This window comes from Pseudomonas putida (genome assembly GCF_025905425.1).
Taxonomy (GTDB): Bacteria; Pseudomonadota; Gammaproteobacteria; order Pseudomonadales; family Pseudomonadaceae; genus Aquipseudomonas; species Aquipseudomonas putida_AF.
Genome location: NZ_CP109603.1, coordinates 5,752,992 through 5,774,765 on the forward strand (window position 1 = coordinate 5,752,992; position 21,774 = coordinate 5,774,765).

Sequence of the window (21,774 nt, forward strand, 5' to 3'; positions counted from 1 at the left end):
GTACCGGTTGCCTGTGGCGGGGTGCACAGTCCAGAGCCCGGTACTGCTACTCGGGTGACCAGTGATAAGGAACAGCGGTGCTGCTGGCCGGATGCATGGGGTGATGAGCTGCGGGGAATTCTGCGTGTGAAGACAGCCTGCTTTCGCTCGCGACCTCTACATACCGGCTTGGTCCTGATTGCCTTCAAGGCGATGCAGGGAACTTGCCAGCTCCATTGGTTACCCGACTTTCATGTAATGCGCAAGACAGCCCGTCACTGGGCTGTCTGTAGGGCATTCAAGCAGATGAGATTAGAAAATGCGCTCTAAACATTGGATGGCTTGCGCTAGAGCATGAGTTTCACCACCGATTCGGCCGGATCGCGGGACTTTCCGGCCTTATGCAACTCGTCGAGGTACTCGGCCCAGAGCTGATCCTGGCGCAGGCTTAACTGCTCAAGGTATTCCCAGGTGAACAGGCCGCTGTCATGGCCATCGTCGAAGGTCAATTTCAGTGCATATTGGCCAGCGGGTTCGAGGCCGACGAGGCCGACGTTGATCTTGCCCACTTGCAGGATAGGGTTGCCGTGGCCCTGGACCTCGGCGGAGGGGGAGTGCACGCGCAGGAATTCGGCGGGCAGGTGGTAGACCTCGTTGGGGCCGTAGGTAAGGCTGAGGGTCTTGGAGGCTTTGTGCAGATTGATGGCGGTGGGTAGACGGGCCATGGCTGAATCTCTCGGGAGCTGATGGTGCAAGCTTCCAGCTTCGGTGCAAGAGATTCAAGTTTGATTGGGGCCGCAAAGCGGCCCCATACGGTCTTACAGGATGTAGCGCGACAGGTCTTCGTTCTGCGCCAGCTCACCCAGGTGGCTGTTCACATACCCGGCGTCGATCTGGATCGACGTTTCGTCGTGAGTGCTGGCCAGGTCGCCGGCACTGAACGACACCTCTTCGAGCAGGCGCTCGAGCAGGGTGTGCAGGCGGCGGGCACCAATGTTTTCGGTCTTTTCGTTGACCTGGTAGGCGATCTCGGCCAGGCGCTTGATACCGTCGGTGAGGAACTCGATGTTCAGGCCTTCGGTCTTGAGCAGGGCCTGGTACTGTTCGGTCAGCGAAGCGTGCGGCTCCTGCAGGATGCGCTCGAAGTCTTGCGGGGTCAGCGCCTTGAGTTCGACACGGATCGGCAGACGGCCTTGCAGCTCAGGTACCAGGTCGCTCGGCTTGCTCAGGTGGAACGCGCCCGAGGCGATGAACAGAATGTGGTCGGTCTTGACCATGCCCAGCTTGGTGTTGACGGTGCAGCCTTCGATCAACGGCAGCAGGTCGCGCTGAACGCCCTCGCGGGATACATCGGCGCCGCCGACGTTGCCGCGCTTGGCCACTTTGTCGATTTCGTCGATGAACACGATGCCATGCTGTTCGACGGCTTCCAGGGCCTTGGCCTTGAGTTCTTCTTCGTTGACCAGGCGGCCCGCTTCTTCCTCGCGGACCATTTTCAGTGCTTCTTTGACCTTGAGCTTGCGCGCCTTGCGCTTGCCCTTGCCCATGTTGGCGAACAGGCTCTGCAGCTGGTTGGTCATCTCTTCCATGCCGGGCGGCGCGGCGATTTCGACGCCCACGGCATCAGCCACTTCGATTTCGATTTCCTTGTCGTCCAGCTGGCCTTCGCGCAGGCGCTTGCGGAACAGCTGGCGGGTGTTGGAATCGCTGCTGGTCTGCGCGGCTTCTTCGCTGAAGCTGGTGACCCGCGCCTGCGGCAGCAGGGCGTCGAGGATGCGGTCTTCGGCGGCGTCTTCGGCGCGGTGGCGCACGCGGATGATCTCCTGCTCGCGGAGCATCTTAAGCGCGGCATCGGCCAGGTCGCGGATGATCGACTCGACATCACGGCCCACGTAGCCGACTTCGGTGAACTTGGTCGCTTCGACCTTGATGAACGGCGCGTTGGCCAGCTTGGCCAGGCGACGGGCGATTTCGGTCTTGCCGACACCGGTCGGGCCGATCATCAGGATGTTCTTCGGTGTCACCTCGGCACGCAGCTCGGCAGGCAGCTGCATGCGCCGCCAGCGGTTGCGCAGGGCGATGGCCACGGCGCGCTTGGCGTCGTCCTGGCCGATGATGTGGCGGTTGAGTTCGTGAACGATTTCGCGGGGGGTCATGGACATGATGAAAATGGTCCTCAAGCAGAATGAGTCAGCGTGGAAAAGCCCCACCACTGGGATGGGGCGCCAGAACAGCTGATCAGTCGGCCAGGTCCTGCTCCTCGATGGTCAGGTTATGGTTGGTGAACACGCAGATGTCACCGGCGATGTTCAGGGCGGTCTCGGCGATTTCGCGGGCCGAGAGGTCGGTCTTGTTCAGCAGGGCACGGGCTGCGGCCTGGGCGTAGGCGCCACCGGAACCCATGGCGATCAAGCCGTCTTCGGGTTCGACCACGTCGCCGTTGCCGGTGATGATCAGCGAGGCATCCTTGTTGGCCACGGCCAGCATGGCTTCCAGGCGGCTCAGGGAGCGGTCGGTGCGCCATTCTTTGGCCAGCTCGACGGCAGCACGGACCAGGTGGCCCTGGTGTTTCTCCAGTTGCCCTTCAAAGCGCTCGAACAGGGTGAAAGCATCGGCGGTGGCACCGGCGAAACCGGCGATAACCTGGCCGTGGTACAGGCGACGAACCTTCTTGGCGTTGCCTTTCATCACGGTGTTGCCGAGGGAAACCTGGCCGTCGCCGCCCATGACGACTTTGCCGTTACGGCGGACAGAAACGATGGTGGTCAAGGGGAGAGTCTCCACGCAGCGGGGCGAAAGTGCCTGATGCAGACTCATATGGGGGTGGGGGGAAGGATTTCAACCTTGGGGGATGAGTGGTTGAGCTTGGCAGGCACATTTGAGCTGGCCCATTCGCGGGGCAAGCCCGCTCCCACAGGTTCTGCGCAATCATCAGGGTAAGCGGAGAACCTGTGGGGGCGGGCTTGCCCCGCGAATGGGCCGCAGAGCGGCCCCTGGGGTTACTCAGGCCTCGTGGCAGACGTGCCCATCGACCAAGGTATAACGCACGGCGCCAGGCAGGCAGTGGCCGATGAACGGGCAGTTTTCGCCACGGGAAAGCCACTGCTCGCCGGCGACGGTCGAGGCTTTCGGGTCGAACAGCACCAGGTCCGCCGCGCCACCGACCTTCAGCTCACCCGCCGGCAGGCGCATGGCGGCAGCCGGGCCGCTGGTCAGGCGCGCCAGCAAGGTCGGCAGATCGACCAGGCCGTCCTCGACCAGGGTCATGGCCAGTGGCAGCAGCACTTCGACGCTGCTAATGCCAGGCTCGGTGGCACCGAACGGGGCCAACTTGGCATCGCGCTCATGCGGCTGGTGGTGGCTAGAAATCGCCTGGATCACACCCGACTTGACTGCCGCGCGCAGGCCGTCGCGGTCGGCGGCGGTACGCAGCGGCGGCTGCACGTGGTACAGGCTGGAAAACTCGCGCAGCGACTCGTCGGTGAGAATCAGCTGATACAGCGCCACGTCGGCGGTCACCGGCAGGCCCAGTTCCTGGGCTTGGGCGATCAGCCGCGCGCCGCGGGCGCTGGTGATCTGGGTGAAGTGCGCGCGCACGCCAGACTGTTCGACCAGCAGCAGATTGCGCGCCAGGGCCACGGTCTCGGCGGTTTCGGGGATGCCCGGCAGGCCGAGGAAGCTGGCCATGGCGCCTTCATGGGCCAGGCCACCCTGGGCCAGGTCGCGGTCCTGGGAGTGGAACACCACGGTCAGGTCGAAGGTGGCGGCGTACTCCAGGGCGCGGGCCAGGGTGCGGTTGTTGGGGATTTGCTTGAGGCCATTGCCGAAGGCCACGCAACCGGTGTCGCGCAGGGCTACCAGCTCGGCCAGTTGCTCACCTTCCAGGCCCTTGGTCAGGGCGCCGATCGGGTAGACCTTGCTGTTGCCGGCTTCGCGGGCGCGGTCGAGAATCAGCTCGGCCACCGCCGAGGTATCCAGTACCGGTTTGGTCTGCGGCGGGCAGCACAGGCTGGTCACACCACCGGCCACGGCGGCGCGGGTTTCGCTGGCGATGTTGCCTTTGCGGCTGTAGCCCGGCTCGCGCAGGGCCACGTCGAGGTCGACCAGGCCAGGCGCTGCGATCAGGCCGTCGGCCTGGATCGTGCGGTTGGCGCTGAAGCCGGCCGGTGCCGCGCCGATCGCAGCGATGCGGCCGCCGTCCAGGTGCAGGTCGGTGATCTGGTCCAGGCCGCTCTTGGGGTCGATGACCCGGGCGCCAAGAATACTGATGCTCACAGGGCGTTCTCCTGGTCGAGTTGGCGTTGCGCGTTTTGCCCGCTCATGGCCATGGACAGCACGGCCATGCGCACGGCAATGCCGTACGTCACCTGGTTGAGAATCACCGAGTGCTTGCCGTCGGCCACTGCCGATTCGATCTCCACGCCGCGGTTGATCGGGCCAGGGTGCATGACAATGGCATCGGGCTTGGCACCGGCCAGGCGCGCGGTGGTCAGGCCGAACAGGCGGTAGAACTCGCCCTCGCTGGGCAGCAGGCCGCCGGCCATGCGTTCACGCTGCAGGCGCAGCATGATCACCACGTCGACATCTTTCAGGCCTTCGGCGAGGTCGGTGTAGACCTTCACGCCGTATTGCTCGATACCGATCGGGATCAGGGTTTTCGGGCCGACCACGCGGATGTCCGGGCAGCCCAGCGCCTTGAGCGCGAGCATGTCGGAGCGGGCCACGCGCGAATGCAGGATATCGCCGACGATGGCCACAGACAGGTTTTCGAAGCTGCCTTTGTGCCGACGGATGGTCAGCATGTCGAGCATGCCCTGGGTCGGGTGCGCATGGCGGCCATCGCCACCGTTGATCACGGCCACATCGGGGCACACGTGCTCGGCGATGAAGTGCGCGGCGCCCGAATCGGAGTGGCGCACGACGAACATGTCGGCAGCCATGGCTTCCAGGTTGCGCAAGGTGTCGAACAGGGTTTCGCCTTTGCTGGTCGAGGAGGTCGACACGTTGAGGCTAATCACGTCGGCAGACAGGCGCTGCGCGGCCAGTTCGAAGGTGGTGCGGGTACGGGTGGAGTTCTCGAAGAACACGTTGCACACGGTCTTGCCGCGCAGCAACGGGACTTTTTTAACGGCCCGGGCACCGACTTCCAGGAAGGAGTCGGCGGTGTCGAGGATCTCGGTCAGCAGTTCGCGGGGCAAACCGTCGAGCGAGAGAAAGTGGCGCAGCTGGCCCTGATCATTGAGCTGCAGCGGGCGCTTGGCGTCGATTGGCGTCATCGCGGGGGACTCTTAAAGGGCGGAAGCGGAGGCGAGGTCCTGGCGCTCGAGGGCGAGCGGTGCGGGTCCGGTCAATTTTACCCGTTCATGGGCTGCCAGCGACAGGGTGGCACCGAGCACATTGGGACGAATCGGCAGTTCGCCGGCATCCAGGTCGAGCAGGCAGACCAAGGTGACACTGGCCGGGCGGCCATAATCGAACAGTTCGTTGAGCGCGGCGCGAATGGTGCGGCCGCTCATCAGGACGTCGTCGATCAGCACCAGGTGCTGGCCTTCGATTTCGAAGGGTAGCTCGGACGGGCGCACCTGCGGGTGCAGGCCGTTCTGGCTGAAGTCATCGCGGTAGAACGACACGTCCAGGGTGCCCATGGGGCTGGTATCGCCCATTTCTTCCTGCAGCGCCTGGGCGACCCAGACGCCGCCCGTGCGGATGCCGATGAAGCGCGGCTCGGTGATAGCACGGCGGGCCAGGTGGGCGCGAAGGTCGACAGCCATCTGCCGGATCAGATCGGCGGGATTGGGTAGGCTCATTGCGTGCTCCTCGGGGGCCGCCGGCATTGCCCGGCGGCAAAGATGATCAGGTATTGGCCTCCAGCCAGCCTTGCAGCAGCAGGGCGGCGGCAATGGCGTCGACCGGGTTGTCGCGGTAGCTGCCGCGCTGGCCACCCCGGGTCAGGCGTTCGCCCTTGGCCTCGAAGGTGGTCAGGCGTTCGTCGTGGGTGTGCACGGGCAGGTTGAAGCGGCCGTTCAGGCGCCGGGCGAACTTCTCGGCGCGGGCGCTCATTTCGCTGGGCGTGCCGTCCATGTTCAACGGCAGGCCGACGACGATGGCGTCGGGCTTCCATTCGGCGACCAGTTTTTCCACCTGGGCCCAGTCCGGCACGCCGTTTTGCGCTTTCAGGGTGCACAGCTCGCGAGCCTGGCCAGTAATGACCTGGCCAACCGCCACGCCGATCTGTTTAGTGCCGTAGTCGAAGCCCAGCAGCAAGCGTAGTTCGGCCATCAGGCGTGGCCCGCCTGGCTGGTCAGCAGGCTGAGGTTGATGCCCAGGCTGGCGGCCGCAGCGTTCAGGCGCTGGTCGCTGGCAAGGCCGAAGATGATCTCGGGATCGAACGGGCAGTTGAGCCAGGCGTTATCGGCCAGCTCCGCTTCCAGCTGGCCAGCTTCCCAACCGGCGTAGCCCAGGGTGATCAGGCTGTTTTGCGGCCCGACGCCTTCGGCGATGGCAAACAGCACGTCCTGCGAGGTGGATAGCGACAGGCCCTGCAGCTCGATGGTGGCCTGGTAGGTGCACTCGCTGGAGTGCAGCACGAAACCGCGATCGGTCTGCACCGGGCCACCCTGGTAGATCGGCACGTGCAAGGTGCTGGCCGGGGGTTCATCGTCCGGGCGCAACTGTTCGAGGATATCGGCCAGGCTGAGCTCCTGCGGTCGGTTGACCACCAGGCCCATGGCGCCATTGGCATTGTGCTCGACGATGTACGTGAGGGTCTGGGCAAAGTTCGGATCGGCCATGTGCGGCATGGCGATCAGGAACTGATGCTTGAGGTAGCTCGGGGCGAGGGTTTTCATGGGGGATAGTGTGGCGCCAGGTGACGAGGCTGACAAGGTGGTTTGTGTGTCGCCTGTGCCGGCCCTTTCGCGGGGCGAGCCCGCTCCCACAAGGATCACCACAAGTCTGAAAACTGTGAAGGACCTGTGGGAGCGGGCTTGCCCGCGAAGAGGCCAGTACCGCCAGCTAATCAGTTACTCGACAACCGGTCCCCACGGGCAAATCGCCAAGTGCGGATGATCTCCAACCGGTCGAATTCCGCCAGGTCGCCGGTAAACGGCGCAAACGGCGCCGCCAGCCTGACGATGCGTTGCGCCGCCTGGTCCAGCACCGCTTGCCCGGACGACTCCAGCACCAGTACCTCGTACAGCGAACCATCGCGGTTGATCGACACCATCATGCGCAGGTTGCCGTAGATTTGCTGGCGCCGCGCTTCGTCTGGGTAATTGAGGTTACCCACCCGCTCGACCTTCTTGCGCCACTCCTCCTTGTACCAGGCGCCCTTGTCGCGCATGGTCGAGGCCGCGTTGAGGCGGTGGATGCGTGGGCGCTTGGCATACAGCTGCTGTTCGTTGGACAGCTCGGCCTCAAGGCTGGCGATCTGGCTGGACAGTTGCGAGCTGTCGAAGTCAGGCGTCGGTGTTGCCGGCTTGGGCTGCGCCTTGCTTTCCTTGGGTTTGGGTTCGACTTTTTGTGGTTTGGCGGCCTTGGTCACCACCGCCGACTTCTCGGGGGTGGGCGGCGGCGCGACGTCGGGCCTGGCCGCAGGTGGCGGTGTGACCTTGTTGATCTTGCTGTCCTGGAAGGGGGCGACCTCGGTGGTCTTGGGCACCGCCTTTTTTTCCAGGGTGCCGCTGCCTTGCTGGTTGTCCTGAGCCTGGAAATCGGCCTTCTCGGGCGCTTTCTCGCTTTTGAAGGTGGCCAGGGTGATGTCCATGGTGTGGCGGATTTCAGCAGGCTTGGCCACGGTAAAACCAACGCCAAGGATCAGCGCCAGGTGCACCAGGGCAGCCAGAAACAGGGTAAAGCCGAGCCGATCCACCGGGCGAACGCGGGGTGGCAGCAGGTCGGAGGGGATGTCAGCGGGCAGCGTCATCAGGTATCCAGCAACCGCGGGGCGGGGCAGCAGGCCAAGTAAAAAGGACCTGCATCATACCCCACTCTGCGATTATGCCGCGCGTTGCCGGTCAGCGGGCCTTCAGCTGGCGATCAATGGCGTCCATCAATTGCCCACCGATGTTGGTGTTGAACGCGTTGTCGATCTCGCGGATGCAGGTCGGGCTGGTGACGTTGATTTCGGTGAGGTGCTCGCCAATCACGTCCAAGCCCACGAACAGCAGGCCTTTTGCGCGCAGGGTCGGGCCGACTTGGGCCGCGATCCAGCGGTCACGCTCGGTCAGCGGGCGGGCTTCGCCACGGCCACCGGCGGCCAGGTTGCCGCGGGTTTCGCCACTGGCCGGGATGCGCGCCAGGCAGTAAGGCACCGGCTCGCCGTCGATCATCAGGATGCGCTTGTCGCCGTCCTTGATTGCCGGCAGGTAGGCCTGCGCCATGATCTGTTGAGCACCCAGCGCGGTCAGGGTTTCGAGGATCACCGACAGGTTGGGGTCGCCGACCCGGTGGCGGAAGATCGAGGTGCCGCCCATGCCGTCCAGCGGCTTGAGGATCACGTCGCCATGCTGGGCGGCGAACTCGCGAATGATGTCTGGGCGGCGGCTGACCAGGGTCGGCGGCGTGCACTGCGGGAACAGCGTGGCGAACAGTTTTTCGTTGCAGTCGCGCAGGCTTTGCGGGCGGTTGACCACCAGCACGCCCTCGGCCTCGGCCTGCTCCAGCAGGTAGGTGCTGTAGACGAACTCCATGTCGAACGGCGGGTCCTTGCGCATCAGGATCACGTCCAGCTCGGCCAGGGGGCTGTCCTGCTCGTCGCCCAGCTCGAACCAGCGTGCCGGGTCGGCGAATACTTTCAGCGGGCGCATCCGCGCACGCGCCTTGCCTTCGCCTTGGTACAGGTCGCGCTGTTCCATGTAGAACAGGCTCCAGCCGCGGGCCTGGGCGGCCAGCAGCATGGCCAGCGAACTGTCCTTCTTGTAGGAGATGGACGCGATGGGGTCCATGACAATGCCGAGGCGAACGCTCATGGGGTGGTTCCTCTTGGCGGCGCGCAGCCGCGATGGATCGAAAGAAAAGTGGCTCAGGGTGGCGCCGGGAGCGCCGATGGTCAAGGGGCGCAGCAGATGGAATGGCCACCCGGAGTGTGCTAAAAATGCGAGGCACAATGCTGCGCAAACCTGTAGCGGCCTTGTGTCGCGAAAGGGTCGCAACGCGGCCCCAGCAATTCTGGCCTGAGCAGCGACGGTAGCCCAAGTGATGGAACAACCCCTGAAGGTGATGGTGATCGACGACTCACGCACGATCCGCCGTACCGCGCAGATGTTGCTCGGCGAAGCGGGTTGCGAGGTGATTACCGCCAGCGATGGCTTCGATGCCCTGTCCAAGATCGTCGACCACCAGCCCCAGATCATCTTCGTCGATGTGCTGATGCCGCGCCTGGACGGCTACCAGACGTGCGCCGTGATCAAGCACAACAGCGCTTTCAAGGACATACCGGTCATACTCCTGTCCTCGCGCGACGGCCTGTTCGACAAGGCCCGCGGGCGGGTGGTGGGCTCCGACCAGTTCCTCACCAAGCCGTTCAGCAAGGAAGAACTGCTCGATGCGATCAGGGCCCATGTGCCCGGTTTTGCCGAACACCAACAACACGCACCCTGACCGCGTCCGCCATGGCGCGGTCTTTCTTTCCTGATGGGGAAACAGCATGGCCCGAGTTCTGATTGTCGACGACTCGCCGACAGAGATGTACAGATTGACCGAATGGCTGGAAAAGCACGGTTACCAAGTGCTCAAGGCCAACAACGGTGGCGATGGCGTGGCGCTGGCCCGTCAGGAAAAACCCGACGCGGTGCTGATGGACATCGTCATGCCCGGCATGAATGGCTTCCAGGCCACCCGTCAACTAAGCAAGGACAAAGAAACCAGTGCCATACCGGTGATCGTGGTCACCACCAAGGACCAGGAAACCGACCGTGTCTGGGCCACGCGCCAGGGCGCCCGCGACTTCCTGACCAAGCCGGTCGAAGAAGACGCGCTGATCGCCAAGCTCAAAGAAGTGCTGGGGGCTTGACCACCCGCCCCCAGGGCGCGTCTTTGACCGCCTTTGAGTTGCTGCTGGACATCGACCGGCGCTGCCGCCTGCTGGTGGCGGACCAGCCGCTGCAGGACACCCGCCTGCAACAGTGGAGCGGGATCGGTTTTCGCATCGCCGGGCAATGGTTCGTCGCGCCCATGGGCGAAGTCGCCGAAGTGCTGCGCGAACCCCGCAGCAGCCGTGTTCCAGGGGTGCAGCCCTGGGTCTGTGGGGTCGCCAACCTGCGCGGGCGGTTGCTGCCGGTGATGGACCTGAGCAGCTTCTTCGGGCTCGGCCCGGCAGCCCCCGGCAAGCAGCGACGGGTGCTGGTGCTGGACCATGAGGACCTGTTCGTCGGCCTGCTGGTGGACGAGGTACTGGGGCTGCAGCACTTTGCCCTGAGCAGCCTGGAACTGTCACCGCCGCAGCCCCTGATCCGCGCTGCTGCACGCTTCGTGCAGGGGCATTTCCCGCGTGAACGCAATTGGGCGATTTTCAGCCCCTTCGCCCTGGCCCAGGCGCCGGGCTTTCTCGATGTGGCGTTATAGGACCTGCGAACGTGAACAACCCCGCCACCAGTGCTACCGCAACGCCCATGGCTCCGCGCACGCGCAGCATCGCGCAGATCACTGTGCTGTTTCTGGTGCTGATTCTGTCGATCATTTTGCTGTTCGCCAATTTCGCCTACCTGAGCACCCAGTCCAACTACGACAAACAGTACATCGGCCATGCTGGCGAGCTTCGCGTGCTGTCCCAGCGCATCGCCAAGAACGCCACCGAGGCCGCGGCAGGCAAGGCCTTGGCGTTCAAGTTGCTGTCGGATGCGCGCAACGATTTCGAACGGCGCTGGAGCTACCTGCGCGAAGGTGACAAATCCACCGGCCTGCCCGCGGCGCCGGCCACGATGCGCGATGAAATGGAAGCGGTCCGCCAAGACTGGGAGAACCTGCGCAAGAACACCGATACCATTCTTGCCAGCGAACAGACGGTGCTGTCCCTGCATCAGGTGGCCGCGACCCTGGCCGAGACCGTGCCGCAACTGCAGGTCGAATACGAAAAAGTGGTCGAGATCCTGCTGCAGAGCGGCGCCCCGGCCAACCAGGTGGTGGTGGCCCAGCGTCAGCTGTTGTTGGCCGAACGTATCCTCGGTTCGGTCAATACGGTGCTGGCCGGTGACGACACCGCCGCCCAGGCGGCCGATGCCTTTGGCCGCGATGCCGGGCGTTTTGGCCAGGTGCTCGAGGGCATGCTCGACGGCAATCCGACGATCCAGGTCACCCGTGTCGAGGACGCCGATGCCCGGGCGCGGCTGGCCGAAATCGCCGAGCTGTTCCAGTTCGTGGCAGGCTCGGTGGACGAAATCCTCGAAACCTCACCTGAACTGTTCCGCGTACGGGAAGCGGCGGGCAACATCTTCAGCCTGTCGCAGACCCTGCTCGACGAGGCCTCGCACCTGGCCAACGGGTTTGAGAACCTGGCCGGCGGGCGCACCCTCGATACCGTCGGCGGCTATGCCCTGGGCCTGCTGGCGCTGGCGTCGATCATTCTCATCGGCCTGGTCATGGTGCGCACCACCAACCGGCAACTGCGCGAGACCGCGGAAAAGAACGAACGCAACCAGCAGGCGATCATGCGCCTGCTCGACGAAATCGAAGAGCTGGCCGATGGCGACCTGACCGTGACCGTGTCGGTCACCGAGGACTTCACTGGTGCCATCGCCGACTCGATCAACTATTCCGTCGATCAACTGCGCGATCTGGTTGGCACCATCAACCACAGCGCCGTGCAGGTGGCGGCTGCCGTACAGGACACGCAGAACACTGCCCGCCAGTTGGCCAAGGCGTCCGAGCACCAGGCCGCGCAGATCAGCGAGGCGTCCGAGGCGGTGGGCGACATGGTCGAATCGATCGACCGGGTTTCGGCGCATGCGTATGAGTCGGCCAAGGTGGCCGAGCGCTCGGTGGCGATTGCCAACAAGGGCAACGAGGTGGTGCACAACACCATCAACGGCATGGACAACATTCGCGAGCAGATCCAGGACACCGCCAAGCGGATCAAGCGCCTGGGCGAGTCTTCCCAGGAGATCGGCGACATCGTCAGTTTGATCGACGACATTGCCGACCAGACCAACATCCTCGCCCTGAACGCGGCGATCCAGGCCTCGCTGGCCGGTGAAGCCGGGCGTGGTTTTGCGGTAGTGGCCGACGAGGTGCAGCGCCTGGCCGAACGTTCGTCGTCGGCCACGCGGCAGATCGAGGCGCTGGTACGGACCATTCAGGCCGATACCAACGAGGCGGTGATTTCCATGGAGCAGACCACCGCCGAAGTGGTGCGCGGCGCGCGCCTGGCCCAGGATGCCGGGGTGGCGCTGGCGGAAATCGAAGGGGTGTCGCAGACCTTGGCCGAGCTGATCCACAGTATTTCTGACGCGGCCCAGCTGCAGACCTCTTCTGCCGGGCAGATTTCCCACACCATGGCGGTCATCCAGCAGATCACCGCGCAGACGTCTGCCGGCTCCGGCGCCACCGCCGACAGTATCCACCACTTGGCACGCATGGCCAGCGAGATGCGCCGGTCTGTTTCTGGTTTCACCCTGCCGGCACCCGCCGAGCCGCGCTGAGGAGTGCCCATGGCTGTTGCCGCTGTAAGTCCCGAACGCCACGAAACGGTGGCGCTGGCCTGGACCAAGGCCGCCATCCTCGATTGCCTGGGCCAGGCGCGACAGGCCCTGGAGCGCTTTGCTGGCGAACCGGGCGAGCTCTCCATGCTGGCGTTCGTGGTCGACAACCTGCACCAGGTGCACGGTTGCCTGCGCATGCTCGAATTGCGCGGGGCGACGCACCTGGCGGAAGAACTGGAGCTGTTCGCCAGGGCCTTGGCCGAGGGCCAGGTCAGCCCCCGGGGTGACTGCTTGGGGGCGCTGTTCCGGGGCCTGGAGCAACTGCCCTCCTACCTGGAGCGGCTGCGCGGCGCGCGCCACGACCTGCCGTTGGTGATGCTGCCGTTGCTCAACCAGCTTCGCGCCTGCCGAGGCGTGGAACCCTTGGCCCAGGCCAGCCTCATCAGTGGCACTGCCCAGCGCTTTGCCGGCGCCGATGACCTGGCCAACCTTGACCTGTCGCTGGGCAACTGGCGGGAGCAGATGCAGGCCGGGCCCGGCCGTGACGCCTTGCGGTCGGTGGTGAGCGCGCTGTGCGACGACCTGATGCGCATCAAGGAACGCCTGGACCAGTTCGTGCGCGGCGATCGCCAGCACAGTGAACAGTCGGAAGCCTTGCTCGCACCCTTGCGCCATGTCGCCGATACCCTGGCGGTACTCGGCTTCCAGCAGCCTCGGCGGGTGATCATCGATCAAGTGCTGGCGCTGCAGGCCTTGGCCCCCGGCGCAGGCTCGGTGGATGACGCGGTGTTGATGGATGTGGCGGGCGCGCTGTTGTACGTGGAGGCGACCCTCAATGGCATGGTCGGCCCGTTGGAAGAAAACGGGCAGGGCGGCCTGCCCGGCTCGGACCTGGCCGAGATCCGCCAGTTGGTGCTGAGCGAGTCGCTGGCGGTCTTGCAGCAGGCCAAGGACTTGATCGGTGATTGCCTGGAATCCGACTGGCCCCGGCAACGCCTGCAACCGTTGCCGGGGCTGCTGCAGCAAGTGCGCGGGGCGTTGGCGATGTTGATGCTGGCGGGCCCTGCCGATGTGTTTGCCGGGTGCGCGAGCTACGTGCAGCGCTGGTTGCAGCACCTGGATGTCGAGCCACCGGCCGATGAGCTGGCACACCTGGCCGACGCCCTGAGCGCCGCCGAGTGCTACCTGCAATGGCGGGTGGCCGACCCGCTGGCCGATGGCCAGCCCTTCATCCACATGGCGCGTACCAGCCTGGCGGCGCTGGGCGTGGCGTGCGTGGTCAGCGAAACCGGCTTTGGCCTGGAAGGCAATGGCGATGGCATCGACGACGAGCTGCGCGAAGTGTTCCTCGACGAGGCCGGTGAGCTGCTGCCGGAAATCGAACGCCACTGGTTGCGCTGGCGCGCCGACAACCAGCAGCGTGATGCCTTGCTCGAGGTACGCCGCGCGCTGCATACGCTCAAGGGCAGTGGCCGGATGGTTCATGCCGAGGCGGTGGCCGAACTGGCCTGGGGCGCCGAGCACCTGCTCAACCGGATGCTCGAAGGCCGTATCGTGCTCACCCCGGAAGGCGTGGTGGCCTTGCAGCAAGTGTTTGTGCACCTGCCTGACCTGTTGGCTGACTTCGCCGCCGGGCAGCTGCCGCAACTGACCGAAATCGAGCAACTGTCCGGGCATCTGCATGCCCTGGCCGAAAACGATGCGCCGCCCGCCGCTGACATCGATGGCCTCGACCCGCAATTGCTGGACATCTTCCGCAGCGAGGCACACGGCCACCTGGCCAGCCTCGAGGCATTTCTGCAGAGCGCCGACGGCCCCGACACGCCCGTCAGCGATAGCCTGCAACGCGCCCTGCACACGCTCAAGGGCAGCGCTGCCATGGCCGGCGTAATGCCGGTCGCCGAGCTTGCCACTGCCTTCGACCGCCTGGCGCGTGAGTACAAGGGCCATCAGTTGCCCCTGCAAGTGGCCGAAATCGAATGGCTGGAGGCCGGGCGTTCACTGTTCCACCTAGGCCTTGCGCAACTGGACAGCACACCACTGGCGGCCATCCCGGGTGCCGCCGAGTTGATCGAGCAGGTCGGCCAGGCGGTGGATGTGCGCCTGGCCAACCTGCATGACGACCCCCATCATGCACACCGCAGCAAGCGCGACCCGCAACTGACCGCCAGTTTCCTGGCCCAGGCCATGGACATTCTGCTCGACGCCGAGTCATTGCTATCGCGCTGGCAGGAGCAGCCGGGCCAACGCCAGGCGCTGGAGACCCTGCTCGATGAACTGACCAGCCTCGGCCATGCTGCGCATCTGGCCGACCTGTGGCAGATGGACGACGTCTGCGAGGCCCTGCTCGACGTCTATGGCGCCGTGGAAGAGGGTAGCCTGGCGGCCGACCCACGCTTTTTCGCCACGGCGCAGGCAGGCCATGAAGCGCTGCTCGACATGCTCGACGAGGTAGCCGCAGGCCAGGAAATTTCGCCCAGACCTGCGCTGATCGACAGTTTGCGCAACCTGCTGGCACAGGCCTTGGCACCCGATGCCACGGGCCTTGTGGGCATCGATACGGTCACGCCGCTGCATCCGGACATGGACCTTGGCCTGGGGCTGTCGCGCAATCTGTTGCTGCCACCTGCGGGCGAGTTGCCGGCCGAGGAACCTGAGAGCCCAGGGGACAAGGAACTGCTGGAAGTCTTCCTGGAAGAAAGCTCGGACATTGTCGAGAGCGCCGCCGCCGCCCTGGCACGCTGGCAGGCTGACCCGCGCAACAGCGTCGAGGTGGAAAACCTGCTGCGCGACCTGCACACCCTAAAAGGGGGCGCGCGCATGGTCGAGATTGCCGCCATTGGCGATCTGGCCCACGAACTGGAATTTCTATACGAACTGCTCGCCGCAGGCCGCCTGCCGCCGAGCCCGCCGCTGTTTGCGCTGTTGCAGAATTGCCACGACCGCCTGGCGCATATGCTCGATGCCGTGCGCCTGGGGCAGCCCCTGCATGCTGCCACGGCACTGATCGACTACATCCGTAACTTCAGCAGTGCTGCACTGACCGACAGTGCGGCGGGCCAGGGGCCGCTGGAGGCAGCGGCGCTTGAGGCGCCTACTGCGGCTCCGGAGCGGGTGCCGGGCGACATGGTCAAGGTCGATGCCGAGCTGCTCGACGACCTGGGCAACCTGGCCGGTGAGCACTCGGTCATCCGTGGTCGCATCGAGCAGCAGGTCAACGATGCCCAGTTCACCCTCAACGAAATGGAAACCACCCTGGAGCGCATGCGCGACCAGCTGCTGCGCCTGGATGTCGAGACCCAGGGGCGGATCTCCAGCCGGCAGGCATTCGAGGGTGACGCATACGACGATTTCGACCCGCTGGAAATGGACCGCCACTCGCAGTTGCAGCAGTTGTCGCGGGCGCTGTTCGAGTCGGCATCCGACCTGCTCGACCTGAAGGAGACCCTGGCTCAGCGGGCGCAGGAGGCCTATAGCCTGTTGCAGCAGCAAGCGCGGGTGAACAGCCAGTTGCAGGAGGGCCTGACCGCGACCCTGATGGTGCCGTTCGAACGGCTGGTACCGCGCTTGCAACGGGTGGTGCGACAGGTTGCCAGCGAGCTGGGCAAGCAGGTCGAGCTGGTGGTTGGCAACGCCGAAGGTGAGCTGGACCGCAGCGTGCTCGAACGCATGGTGGCGCCACTGGAGCACATGCTGCGCAACGCCGTCGACCATGGCCTGGAAAGCCGCGAAGCGCGCCTGGCTGCGGGCAAGCCCGAACACGGCACGATTCACCTGAACCTGCTGCACGAGGGCGCCGACATTGTCATCGAGATGACTGACGATGGTGCCGGCGTGCCGCTGGAGGCGGTGCGGCGCAAGGCGATCAAGCGCGGCCTGCTGGACCCGCAAGCGCAGTTGAGCGATCACGAGGTCTTGCAGTTCATTTTGCGCCCCGGTTTCTCCACCGCCGAGAAAATCACTCAGATCTCCGGGCGAGGCCTGGGCATGGACGTGGTGCACGAAGAGGTCAAGCAGTTGGGCGGCTCGATGACCATCGAGTCGGCCCAGGGCAAAGGTGCGCGCTTTTTGATCCGCCTGCCGTTCACCGTGTCGATCAACCGCGCGTTGATGGTGCACATGGGCGAGGATCAATACGCGATCCCGCTCAATACCATCGAAGGCATTGTCCGCGTGCCGCCTGCAGAACTGGCCGCCTGCTACCAACTGGATGCACCTCGTTATGTCTACGCGGGCCACGTGTACGACTTGCGCTACCTGGGTGAACTGCTGCAAGGCCTGCCACGGCCCAGCCTGCTGGGTCAGAGCGTACCGCTGCCGGTGCTGCTGGTGCATTCCCAGGAGCAGTCGTTCGCCATTCAGGCCGATAGCCTGTCGCCCAGCCGCGAGATCGTGGTGAAGAGCCTGGGGCCACAATTTGCCGCCGTCGCCGGGCTGTCTGGGGCGACCTTGCTGGGTGATGGCCGGGTGGTGCTGATTCTCGACCTGCTTGGCCAGTTGCGAGGCCAGCAAAGGCGCCTGGCGCGCCTGCCGGGAGGGGGCGACGCGCAGCGCCAGCTGTTCGGCCCGTCGCCGCGACGGTCACTGCTGGTCATGGTGGTGGATGACTCGGTGACCGTGCGCAAGGTCACCACCCGGCTACTGGAGCGACACGGCATGAGCGTGCTGACGGCCAAGGACGGGGTCGATGCCATGGCGCAGCTGGAAGAACATCGCCCCGATGTATTGCTGCTGGACATCGAGATGCCACGCATGGACGGTTTCGAGGTGGCCACGCGCATACGCCGTGACGAGCGCCTGAAGGGCCTGCCGATCATCATGATTACCTCCCGCACCGGGCAGAAGCACCGTGATCGTGCGATGGCCATCGGTGTCAACGAGTACCTGGGCAAGCCTTATCAGGAGTCCGTCCTGCTGCAGAGCATCGCCCACTGGAGCCAGGCCCATGCTTGAACTGATCGCAGGCCAACGCAGCAGCCTGACTGGCTTGCTACTGCCGATGGGTGACCGCACCCTGGTGCTGCCCAATGTCGCCGTGGCTGAGCTTATTGGCCAGCGCAACCTGGTGTGTCAGCCTGGCGAGCCAGCCTGGCACCTGGGCTGGATCGACTGGCGTAAGCAGCATTTGCCGCTGATCGGTTTCGAGGCTGCCTGTGGAGGTGAGACGCCGTGTGGCGAACGGGCGCGTATCGTGGTGCTGAACGCGCTAGGCGACACCGGGCTGCGTTACCTGGCGGTGCTGCTGCAGGACATTCCGCGTTCATGCAAGCTCGACAGCCAGCTCAATTATGTGGATGTGGCGCTGGGCAGCCTGGAACTTGCGGCGGTGCAAGTGGGCGAGCAGGTGGCGCGGGTGCCGGACCTGGTGGCATTGGAACGGCTGGTGCGTGACGCGGATCTGCAACCTGATTCTGGATAATAGGGTGTTTGCTGTGGCCTCTTCGCGGGGCAAGCCCGCTCCCACAGGGACCGAATAATGTGGGGCAGAAGCTGTACCTGTGGGAGCGGGCTTGCCCCGCGAAGAGGCCCGAACTGACTGTCTCAGGAACCCAGCCCATAGCAGGAGGTCTGTGTTTGCATGTATTACGGTGAACGCTTCAACGCCTGGACCCACCTGGTCGGTGCCATTCTGGCCTGCATCGGTGCCATCTGGCTGATCGTCGTCGCGGGCTTGCAGGGCGACCCCTGGAAGATCGTGAGTTTCTCCATCTATGGCGGCACGCTGCTGCTGCTCTACAGTATCTCGACCCTCTACCACAGCACACGCGGGCGGGCGAAGGTGATCATGCGCAAGCTCGATCACCTGTCGATCTACTTGCTGATTGCCGGCAGCTACACCCCATTCTGCCTGGTCAGCCTGCGCGGGCCCTGGGGCTGGAGCCTGTTCGGGGTGGTCTGGGGGCTGGCGGTGATCGGCATGCTGCAGGAGATCAAGCCGCGCTCCGAGGCGCGGATCCTGTCGATCATCATCTATGCGGTGATGGGCTGGTTCGTCCTGGTGGCGGTCAAGCCGCTGCTGCACAGCCTGGGCACCGCCGGCTTCGCCTGGTTGGCGGCCGGCGGGGTGTTCTACACCGTGGGCATCATCTTCTTCGCTTTCGACAGCCGTTTCCGCCACTGGCATGGCATCTGGCACCTGTTCGTGATTGCCGGCAGCCTGATGCACTTCGTGGCGGTGTCGCTGTACGTGCGTTAGTTTTTACGAGAAATCGCCCCACAGCTGCTGTGCCACCGAAAGCGCAACGACTGGCGCTGTCTCGGTGCGCAGCACGCGCGGGCCAAGGCGGGCGGCGTGGAAGTCGGCAGCTTTGGCCTGCTCGACCTCAGCATCGCTCAGGCCGCCTTCGGGGCCGATGAGGAAGGCTAGGCGGGCCGGCTTGTCATGGCTGGTCAGCGGCTCGGCGACTGGGTGTAGCACCAGCTTGAGGTCGGCATCGCTGCCTTTGATCCAGTCGGCCAGGGTGACTGGCGGGTGGATCACCGGCAAGCTGGAGCGGCCGCACTGTTCGCAGGCGCTGATCGCCACCTGGCGCCAGTGCGCCAAACGTTTGTCGGCGCGCTCATCCTTCAAGCGCACTTCGCAGCGCTCGCTGACGATCGGGGTAATCTCGTTGGCGCCCAGTTCGGTGGCCTTCTGGATCGCCCAGTCCATGCGCTCGCCGCGCGAAAGGCCTTGGCCCAGGTGGATGTGCAAGGGCGATTCGGCTTGACCGGCCAGGGCCTGATCGAGGCTGACGCGCACGGTTTTCTTGCCCACTTCGAGCAACTGGCCGAGGTATTCCTGGCCGCTGCCGTCGAACAGCTGCACGGCGTCACCGGGGGCCATGCGCAATACGCGGCCGATGTAGTGGGCTTGGGCTTCGGGCAGGTCGTGCTCGCCGATGCTCAGGGGGGCGTCGATGAAGAAGCGGGACAGTCTCATGGGTAAGGCTCTAATTGATGGGGTGCTTCCGGTGGACTAGGGGGCTGCTTTGCAGCCCTTTCGCGACACCAGGCCGCTCCCACAATTAAACGGCGTGCGCTGTGCCATTGTGGGAGCGGCCTTGTGCCGCGATCGAGGGCAAAGCCCTCGCAGCGATGTCAGCCCGGGTCGCGGAAATCGGGGTGGAAATTGGCCGGCACGGCGACGCTGATGCTTTCTCGAGTCGCGATATCAATGCCTTCCGTGGCCACTTCGGCGAGGAAGTCGATCTGTTCCGGGGTAATCACGTAGGGCGGCAGGAAGTACACCACACTGCCCAGCGGGCGCAGCAGGGCGCCGCGGGTCAGGGCGTGCTCGAACACTTTCAGGCCACGGCGCTCTTGCCACGGGTAGGCAACCTTGCCGGCTTTGTCCTGGACCATCTCGATCGCCAGGGCCATGCCGGTCTGGCGGATTTCTGCGACATGGGCATGGTCGGCCAGGTGCGCGGTGGCGCTGGCCATGCGCGCAGATAACGCCTTGTTGGCCTCGATCACGTTGTCTTGCTCGAAGATGTCGAGGGTCGCCAGGGCCGCCGCACAGGCCAGCGGGTTGCCGGTGTAGCTGTGCGAGTGGAGGAACGCGCGCAGGGTCGGGTAGTCGTCGTAGAACGCCTGGTACACCGTGTCGGTGGTCAGGCAGGCGGCCAGCGGCAGGTAACCGCCGGTCAGCGCCTTGGACAGGCAGAGGAAGTCCGGGCGGATGCCGGCCTGCTCACAGGCGAACATTGTGCCGGTGCGGCCGAAGCCTACGGCGATTTCATCGTGGATCAGGTGCACGCCATAGCGGTCGCAGGCCTCGCGCAGCAGCTGGAGGTAGACCGGGTGGTACATGCGCATGCCGCCGGCACCCTGGATCAATGGCTCAATGATCACCGCAGCGATGGTTTCGTGATGCTCGGCCAGGGTCTGCTCCATGGCCTGGAACATGTTGCGCGAATGTTCTTCCCAGCCCATGCCTTCGGGGCGCAGGTAACAGTCCGGGCTCGGCACCTTGATGGTATCGAGCAGTAGCGCCTTGTAGGTTTCGGTGAACAGCGGCACGTCCCCTACCGACATCGCGGCAATGGTTTCGCCGTGGTAGCTGTTGGTCAGCGTGACGAAGCGTTTTTTTGACGGTTTGCCGATGTTCAGCCAGTAGTGGAAGCTCATCTTCAGCGCAACTTCGATGCACGAAGAGCCATTGTCAGCGTAGAACACCCGGTCCAGCCTGGCCGGGGTCATGGCCACCAGGCGTTCGGACAGCTCGATCACCGGTTGGTGGCTGAAGCCGGCCAGGATCACGTGTTCCAACTGGTCGACCTGGTCCTTGATGCGCTGGTTGATGCGCGGGTTGGCGTGGCCAAACACGTTTACCCACCAACTGCTCACGGCGTCCAGGTAGCGTTTGCCTTCGAAGTCTTCCAGCCACACGCCTTCACCGCGCTTGATCGGGATCAGCGGCAACTGCTCGTGGTCTTTCATCTGGGTGCAGGGGTGCCACAGGACCTTGAGGTCACGTTGCATCCACTGATCGTTGAGGCCCATGGGTACTTCTCCTGGCTGCGCTGCTGGCTTGGACCGCGTAAGCCTAAGCAAAGCTGCAGGGCAGGACAACCGCTGCGGGTCAATGACGTTGAGTGCCGGTCCATTCGAGCCGGCGAATATGCACGGTGCCGGCCTGCGAGGTGGAAATGGTCAGGCGCCGGAAGGGCCCGTCGATGACCTGGTGATAGGGATGCGTGGAGATGGGGCCGGGCATCAGGTCGGTGAAGCCGCTGCCTTCTATGGTGAGCCAGTAGAAGTTGCGCGGAGCCGGTGCCAACAGGTCGTGGTCGTGGTTTTCGGCATCGAACAGCATGTGCAGGTCGTCACAAAGGAAGTCGCTGACCACGTAGTATTCCAGCCGCAAACACTGCACCTCCTGGGAGAAGGTGATTTCCACGTCGCTGTGTTCGCCAATGACCAGCTCTGTGCCGTCTTCGCCCTTGAACGCTTCGTGAAAGCCTGTCCACGACGTGCTATTGGAACGAATGCTCAGGCCCGATGCCGTGCGCAATGTTTGCCTGTGCCACAGAAACTGCCGTGTGACGTGCGTGAAACGCTCCTCGAAGATCATGCGCAGGTCCTCCGGGCGGGCTCTTGGCCATTGTCGTCAGCATCGCCCGCAACCCTGTGACAGGGCTACTGACAAAAATGTCAGTTGCCAAAAGGACTTGAT

Annotated in this window: 20 protein-coding genes; 7 read left to right on the forward strand and 13 right to left on the reverse strand. The window is 64.5% G+C overall.

The features are described 5' to 3' along the window. Positions 1 to 326: 326 nt before the first annotated feature. The 10 genes from OGV19_RS25905 to gshB all read right to left on the reverse strand — a co-directional run bounded on the left by OGV19_RS25905 (position 327) and on the right by gshB (position 8,948). A complete protein-coding gene (locus tag OGV19_RS25905) occupies positions 327 to 704 on the reverse strand; it encodes a gamma-butyrobetaine hydroxylase family protein (RefSeq protein ID WP_264311262.1) in 378 nt (125 codons plus the stop codon). A gap of 93 nt (positions 705 to 797) precedes the next feature. Further along, positions 798 to 2,141, reverse strand: coding sequence for an ATP-dependent protease ATPase subunit HslU (hslU, locus tag OGV19_RS25910; RefSeq protein ID WP_264311263.1), 1,344 nt, complete (start codon positions 2,139 to 2,141; stop codon positions 798 to 800). 76 nt (positions 2,142 to 2,217) lie between these two features. After that, on the reverse strand, positions 2,218 to 2,748 hold the full coding sequence (hslV, locus tag OGV19_RS25915) for an ATP-dependent protease subunit HslV (RefSeq protein ID WP_003249309.1): 531 nt from the start codon (positions 2,746 to 2,748) through the stop codon (positions 2,218 to 2,220). Positions 2,749 to 2,982: 234 nt separating this feature from the next. Beyond that, on the reverse strand, positions 2,983 to 4,254 hold the full coding sequence (locus OGV19_RS25920; RefSeq protein WP_264311264.1) for a dihydroorotase: 1,272 nt from the start codon (positions 4,252 to 4,254) through the stop codon (positions 2,983 to 2,985). After that, positions 4,251 to 5,255: an aspartate carbamoyltransferase catalytic subunit gene (locus OGV19_RS25925; protein ID WP_264311265.1), complete on the reverse strand. Its 1,005-nt coding sequence runs from the start codon at positions 5,253 to 5,255 to the stop codon at positions 4,251 to 4,253. The genes OGV19_RS25920 and OGV19_RS25925 overlap by 4 nt, the downstream gene beginning before the upstream one ends. Positions 5,256 to 5,267: 12 nt before the next feature. Then, the gene (gene pyrR, locus OGV19_RS25930; RefSeq protein ID WP_027592429.1) at positions 5,268 to 5,786 is read right to left on the reverse strand and encodes a bifunctional pyr operon transcriptional regulator/uracil phosphoribosyltransferase PyrR; all 519 of its coding nucleotides are present in this window, start codon (positions 5,784 to 5,786) and stop codon (positions 5,268 to 5,270) included. Between the two features lie 46 nt (positions 5,787 to 5,832). Beyond that, a complete protein-coding gene (gene ruvX, locus OGV19_RS25935; RefSeq protein ID WP_027592430.1) occupies positions 5,833 to 6,258 on the reverse strand; it encodes a Holliday junction resolvase RuvX in 426 nt (141 codons plus the stop codon). After that, positions 6,258 to 6,827 (reverse strand): YqgE/AlgH family protein, encoded by a 570-nt coding sequence (locus tag OGV19_RS25940; RefSeq protein WP_264311266.1) that lies wholly within the window; start codon positions 6,825 to 6,827, stop codon positions 6,258 to 6,260. Before OGV19_RS25940 ends, ruvX begins: the two co-directional genes overlap by 1 nt. Before the next feature lie 170 nt (positions 6,828 to 6,997). Continuing rightward, positions 6,998 to 7,903, reverse strand: a complete 906-nt coding sequence (locus tag OGV19_RS25945) for an energy transducer TonB (protein WP_264311267.1) — start codon at positions 7,901 to 7,903, stop codon at positions 6,998 to 7,000. Positions 7,904 to 7,994: 91 nt separating this feature from the next. Next, positions 7,995 to 8,948 (reverse strand): glutathione synthase, encoded by a 954-nt coding sequence (gene gshB / locus OGV19_RS25950; RefSeq protein ID WP_264311268.1) that lies wholly within the window; start codon positions 8,946 to 8,948, stop codon positions 7,995 to 7,997. 229 nt (positions 8,949 to 9,177) lie between these two features. On the opposite strand from gshB, the gene OGV19_RS25955 reads away from it, so the two are divergent. The 7 genes from OGV19_RS25955 (at position 9,178) to trhA (ending at position 18,810) form a co-directional block, all read left to right on the forward strand. After that, positions 9,178 to 9,579, forward strand: a complete 402-nt coding sequence (locus OGV19_RS25955) for a response regulator (protein ID WP_033701912.1) — start codon at positions 9,178 to 9,180, stop codon at positions 9,577 to 9,579. A gap of 46 nt (positions 9,580 to 9,625) precedes the next feature. After that, positions 9,626 to 9,991: a twitching motility response regulator PilH gene (pilH, locus tag OGV19_RS25960; protein WP_264311269.1), complete on the forward strand. Its 366-nt coding sequence runs from the start codon at positions 9,626 to 9,628 to the stop codon at positions 9,989 to 9,991. Beyond that, complete coding sequence (locus tag OGV19_RS25965) at positions 9,988 to 10,542, forward strand: chemotaxis protein CheW (protein ID WP_264311270.1); 555 nt, start codon at positions 9,988 to 9,990, stop codon at positions 10,540 to 10,542. The genes pilH and OGV19_RS25965 overlap by 4 nt, the downstream gene beginning before the upstream one ends. Positions 10,543 to 10,589: 47 nt before the next feature. Further along, positions 10,590 to 12,614 carry a methyl-accepting chemotaxis protein gene (locus tag OGV19_RS25970; protein WP_264314009.1) on the forward strand — a complete coding sequence of 675 codons (2,025 nt, stop codon included), beginning with the start codon at positions 10,590 to 10,592 and terminating at the stop codon, positions 12,612 to 12,614. 9 nt (positions 12,615 to 12,623) lie between these two features. After that, on the forward strand, positions 12,624 to 17,567 hold the full coding sequence (locus tag OGV19_RS25975) for a hybrid sensor histidine kinase/response regulator (protein WP_264311271.1): 4,944 nt from the start codon (positions 12,624 to 12,626) through the stop codon (positions 17,565 to 17,567). After that, positions 17,560 to 18,033, forward strand: coding sequence for a chemotaxis protein CheW (locus OGV19_RS25980; RefSeq protein WP_264311272.1), 474 nt, complete (start codon positions 17,560 to 17,562; stop codon positions 18,031 to 18,033). The genes OGV19_RS25975 and OGV19_RS25980 overlap by 8 nt, the downstream gene beginning before the upstream one ends. A gap of 159 nt (positions 18,034 to 18,192) precedes the next feature. Then, the gene (gene trhA / locus OGV19_RS25985) at positions 18,193 to 18,810 is read left to right on the forward strand and encodes a PAQR family membrane homeostasis protein TrhA (protein WP_264311273.1); all 618 of its coding nucleotides are present in this window, start codon (positions 18,193 to 18,195) and stop codon (positions 18,808 to 18,810) included. Positions 18,811 to 18,813: 3 nt separating this feature from the next. Here the strand turns inward: trhA and OGV19_RS25990 are convergent, their stop codons facing one another. The 3 genes from OGV19_RS25990 to OGV19_RS26000 all read right to left on the reverse strand — a co-directional run bounded on the left by OGV19_RS25990 (position 18,814) and on the right by OGV19_RS26000 (position 21,672). Then, positions 18,814 to 19,536, reverse strand: coding sequence for a 16S rRNA (uracil(1498)-N(3))-methyltransferase (locus tag OGV19_RS25990; RefSeq protein ID WP_264311274.1), 723 nt, complete (start codon positions 19,534 to 19,536; stop codon positions 18,814 to 18,816). Positions 19,537 to 19,694: 158 nt separating this feature from the next. Beyond that, positions 19,695 to 21,101 carry an adenosylmethionine--8-amino-7-oxononanoate transaminase gene (locus OGV19_RS25995; RefSeq protein WP_264311275.1) on the reverse strand — a complete coding sequence of 469 codons (1,407 nt, stop codon included), beginning with the start codon at positions 21,099 to 21,101 and terminating at the stop codon, positions 19,695 to 19,697. A 79-nt stretch (positions 21,102 to 21,180) separates the two neighbouring features. Then, positions 21,181 to 21,672: a hypothetical protein gene (locus OGV19_RS26000; RefSeq protein ID WP_264311276.1), complete on the reverse strand. Its 492-nt coding sequence runs from the start codon at positions 21,670 to 21,672 to the stop codon at positions 21,181 to 21,183. Positions 21,673 to 21,774 lie beyond the last annotated feature (102 nt).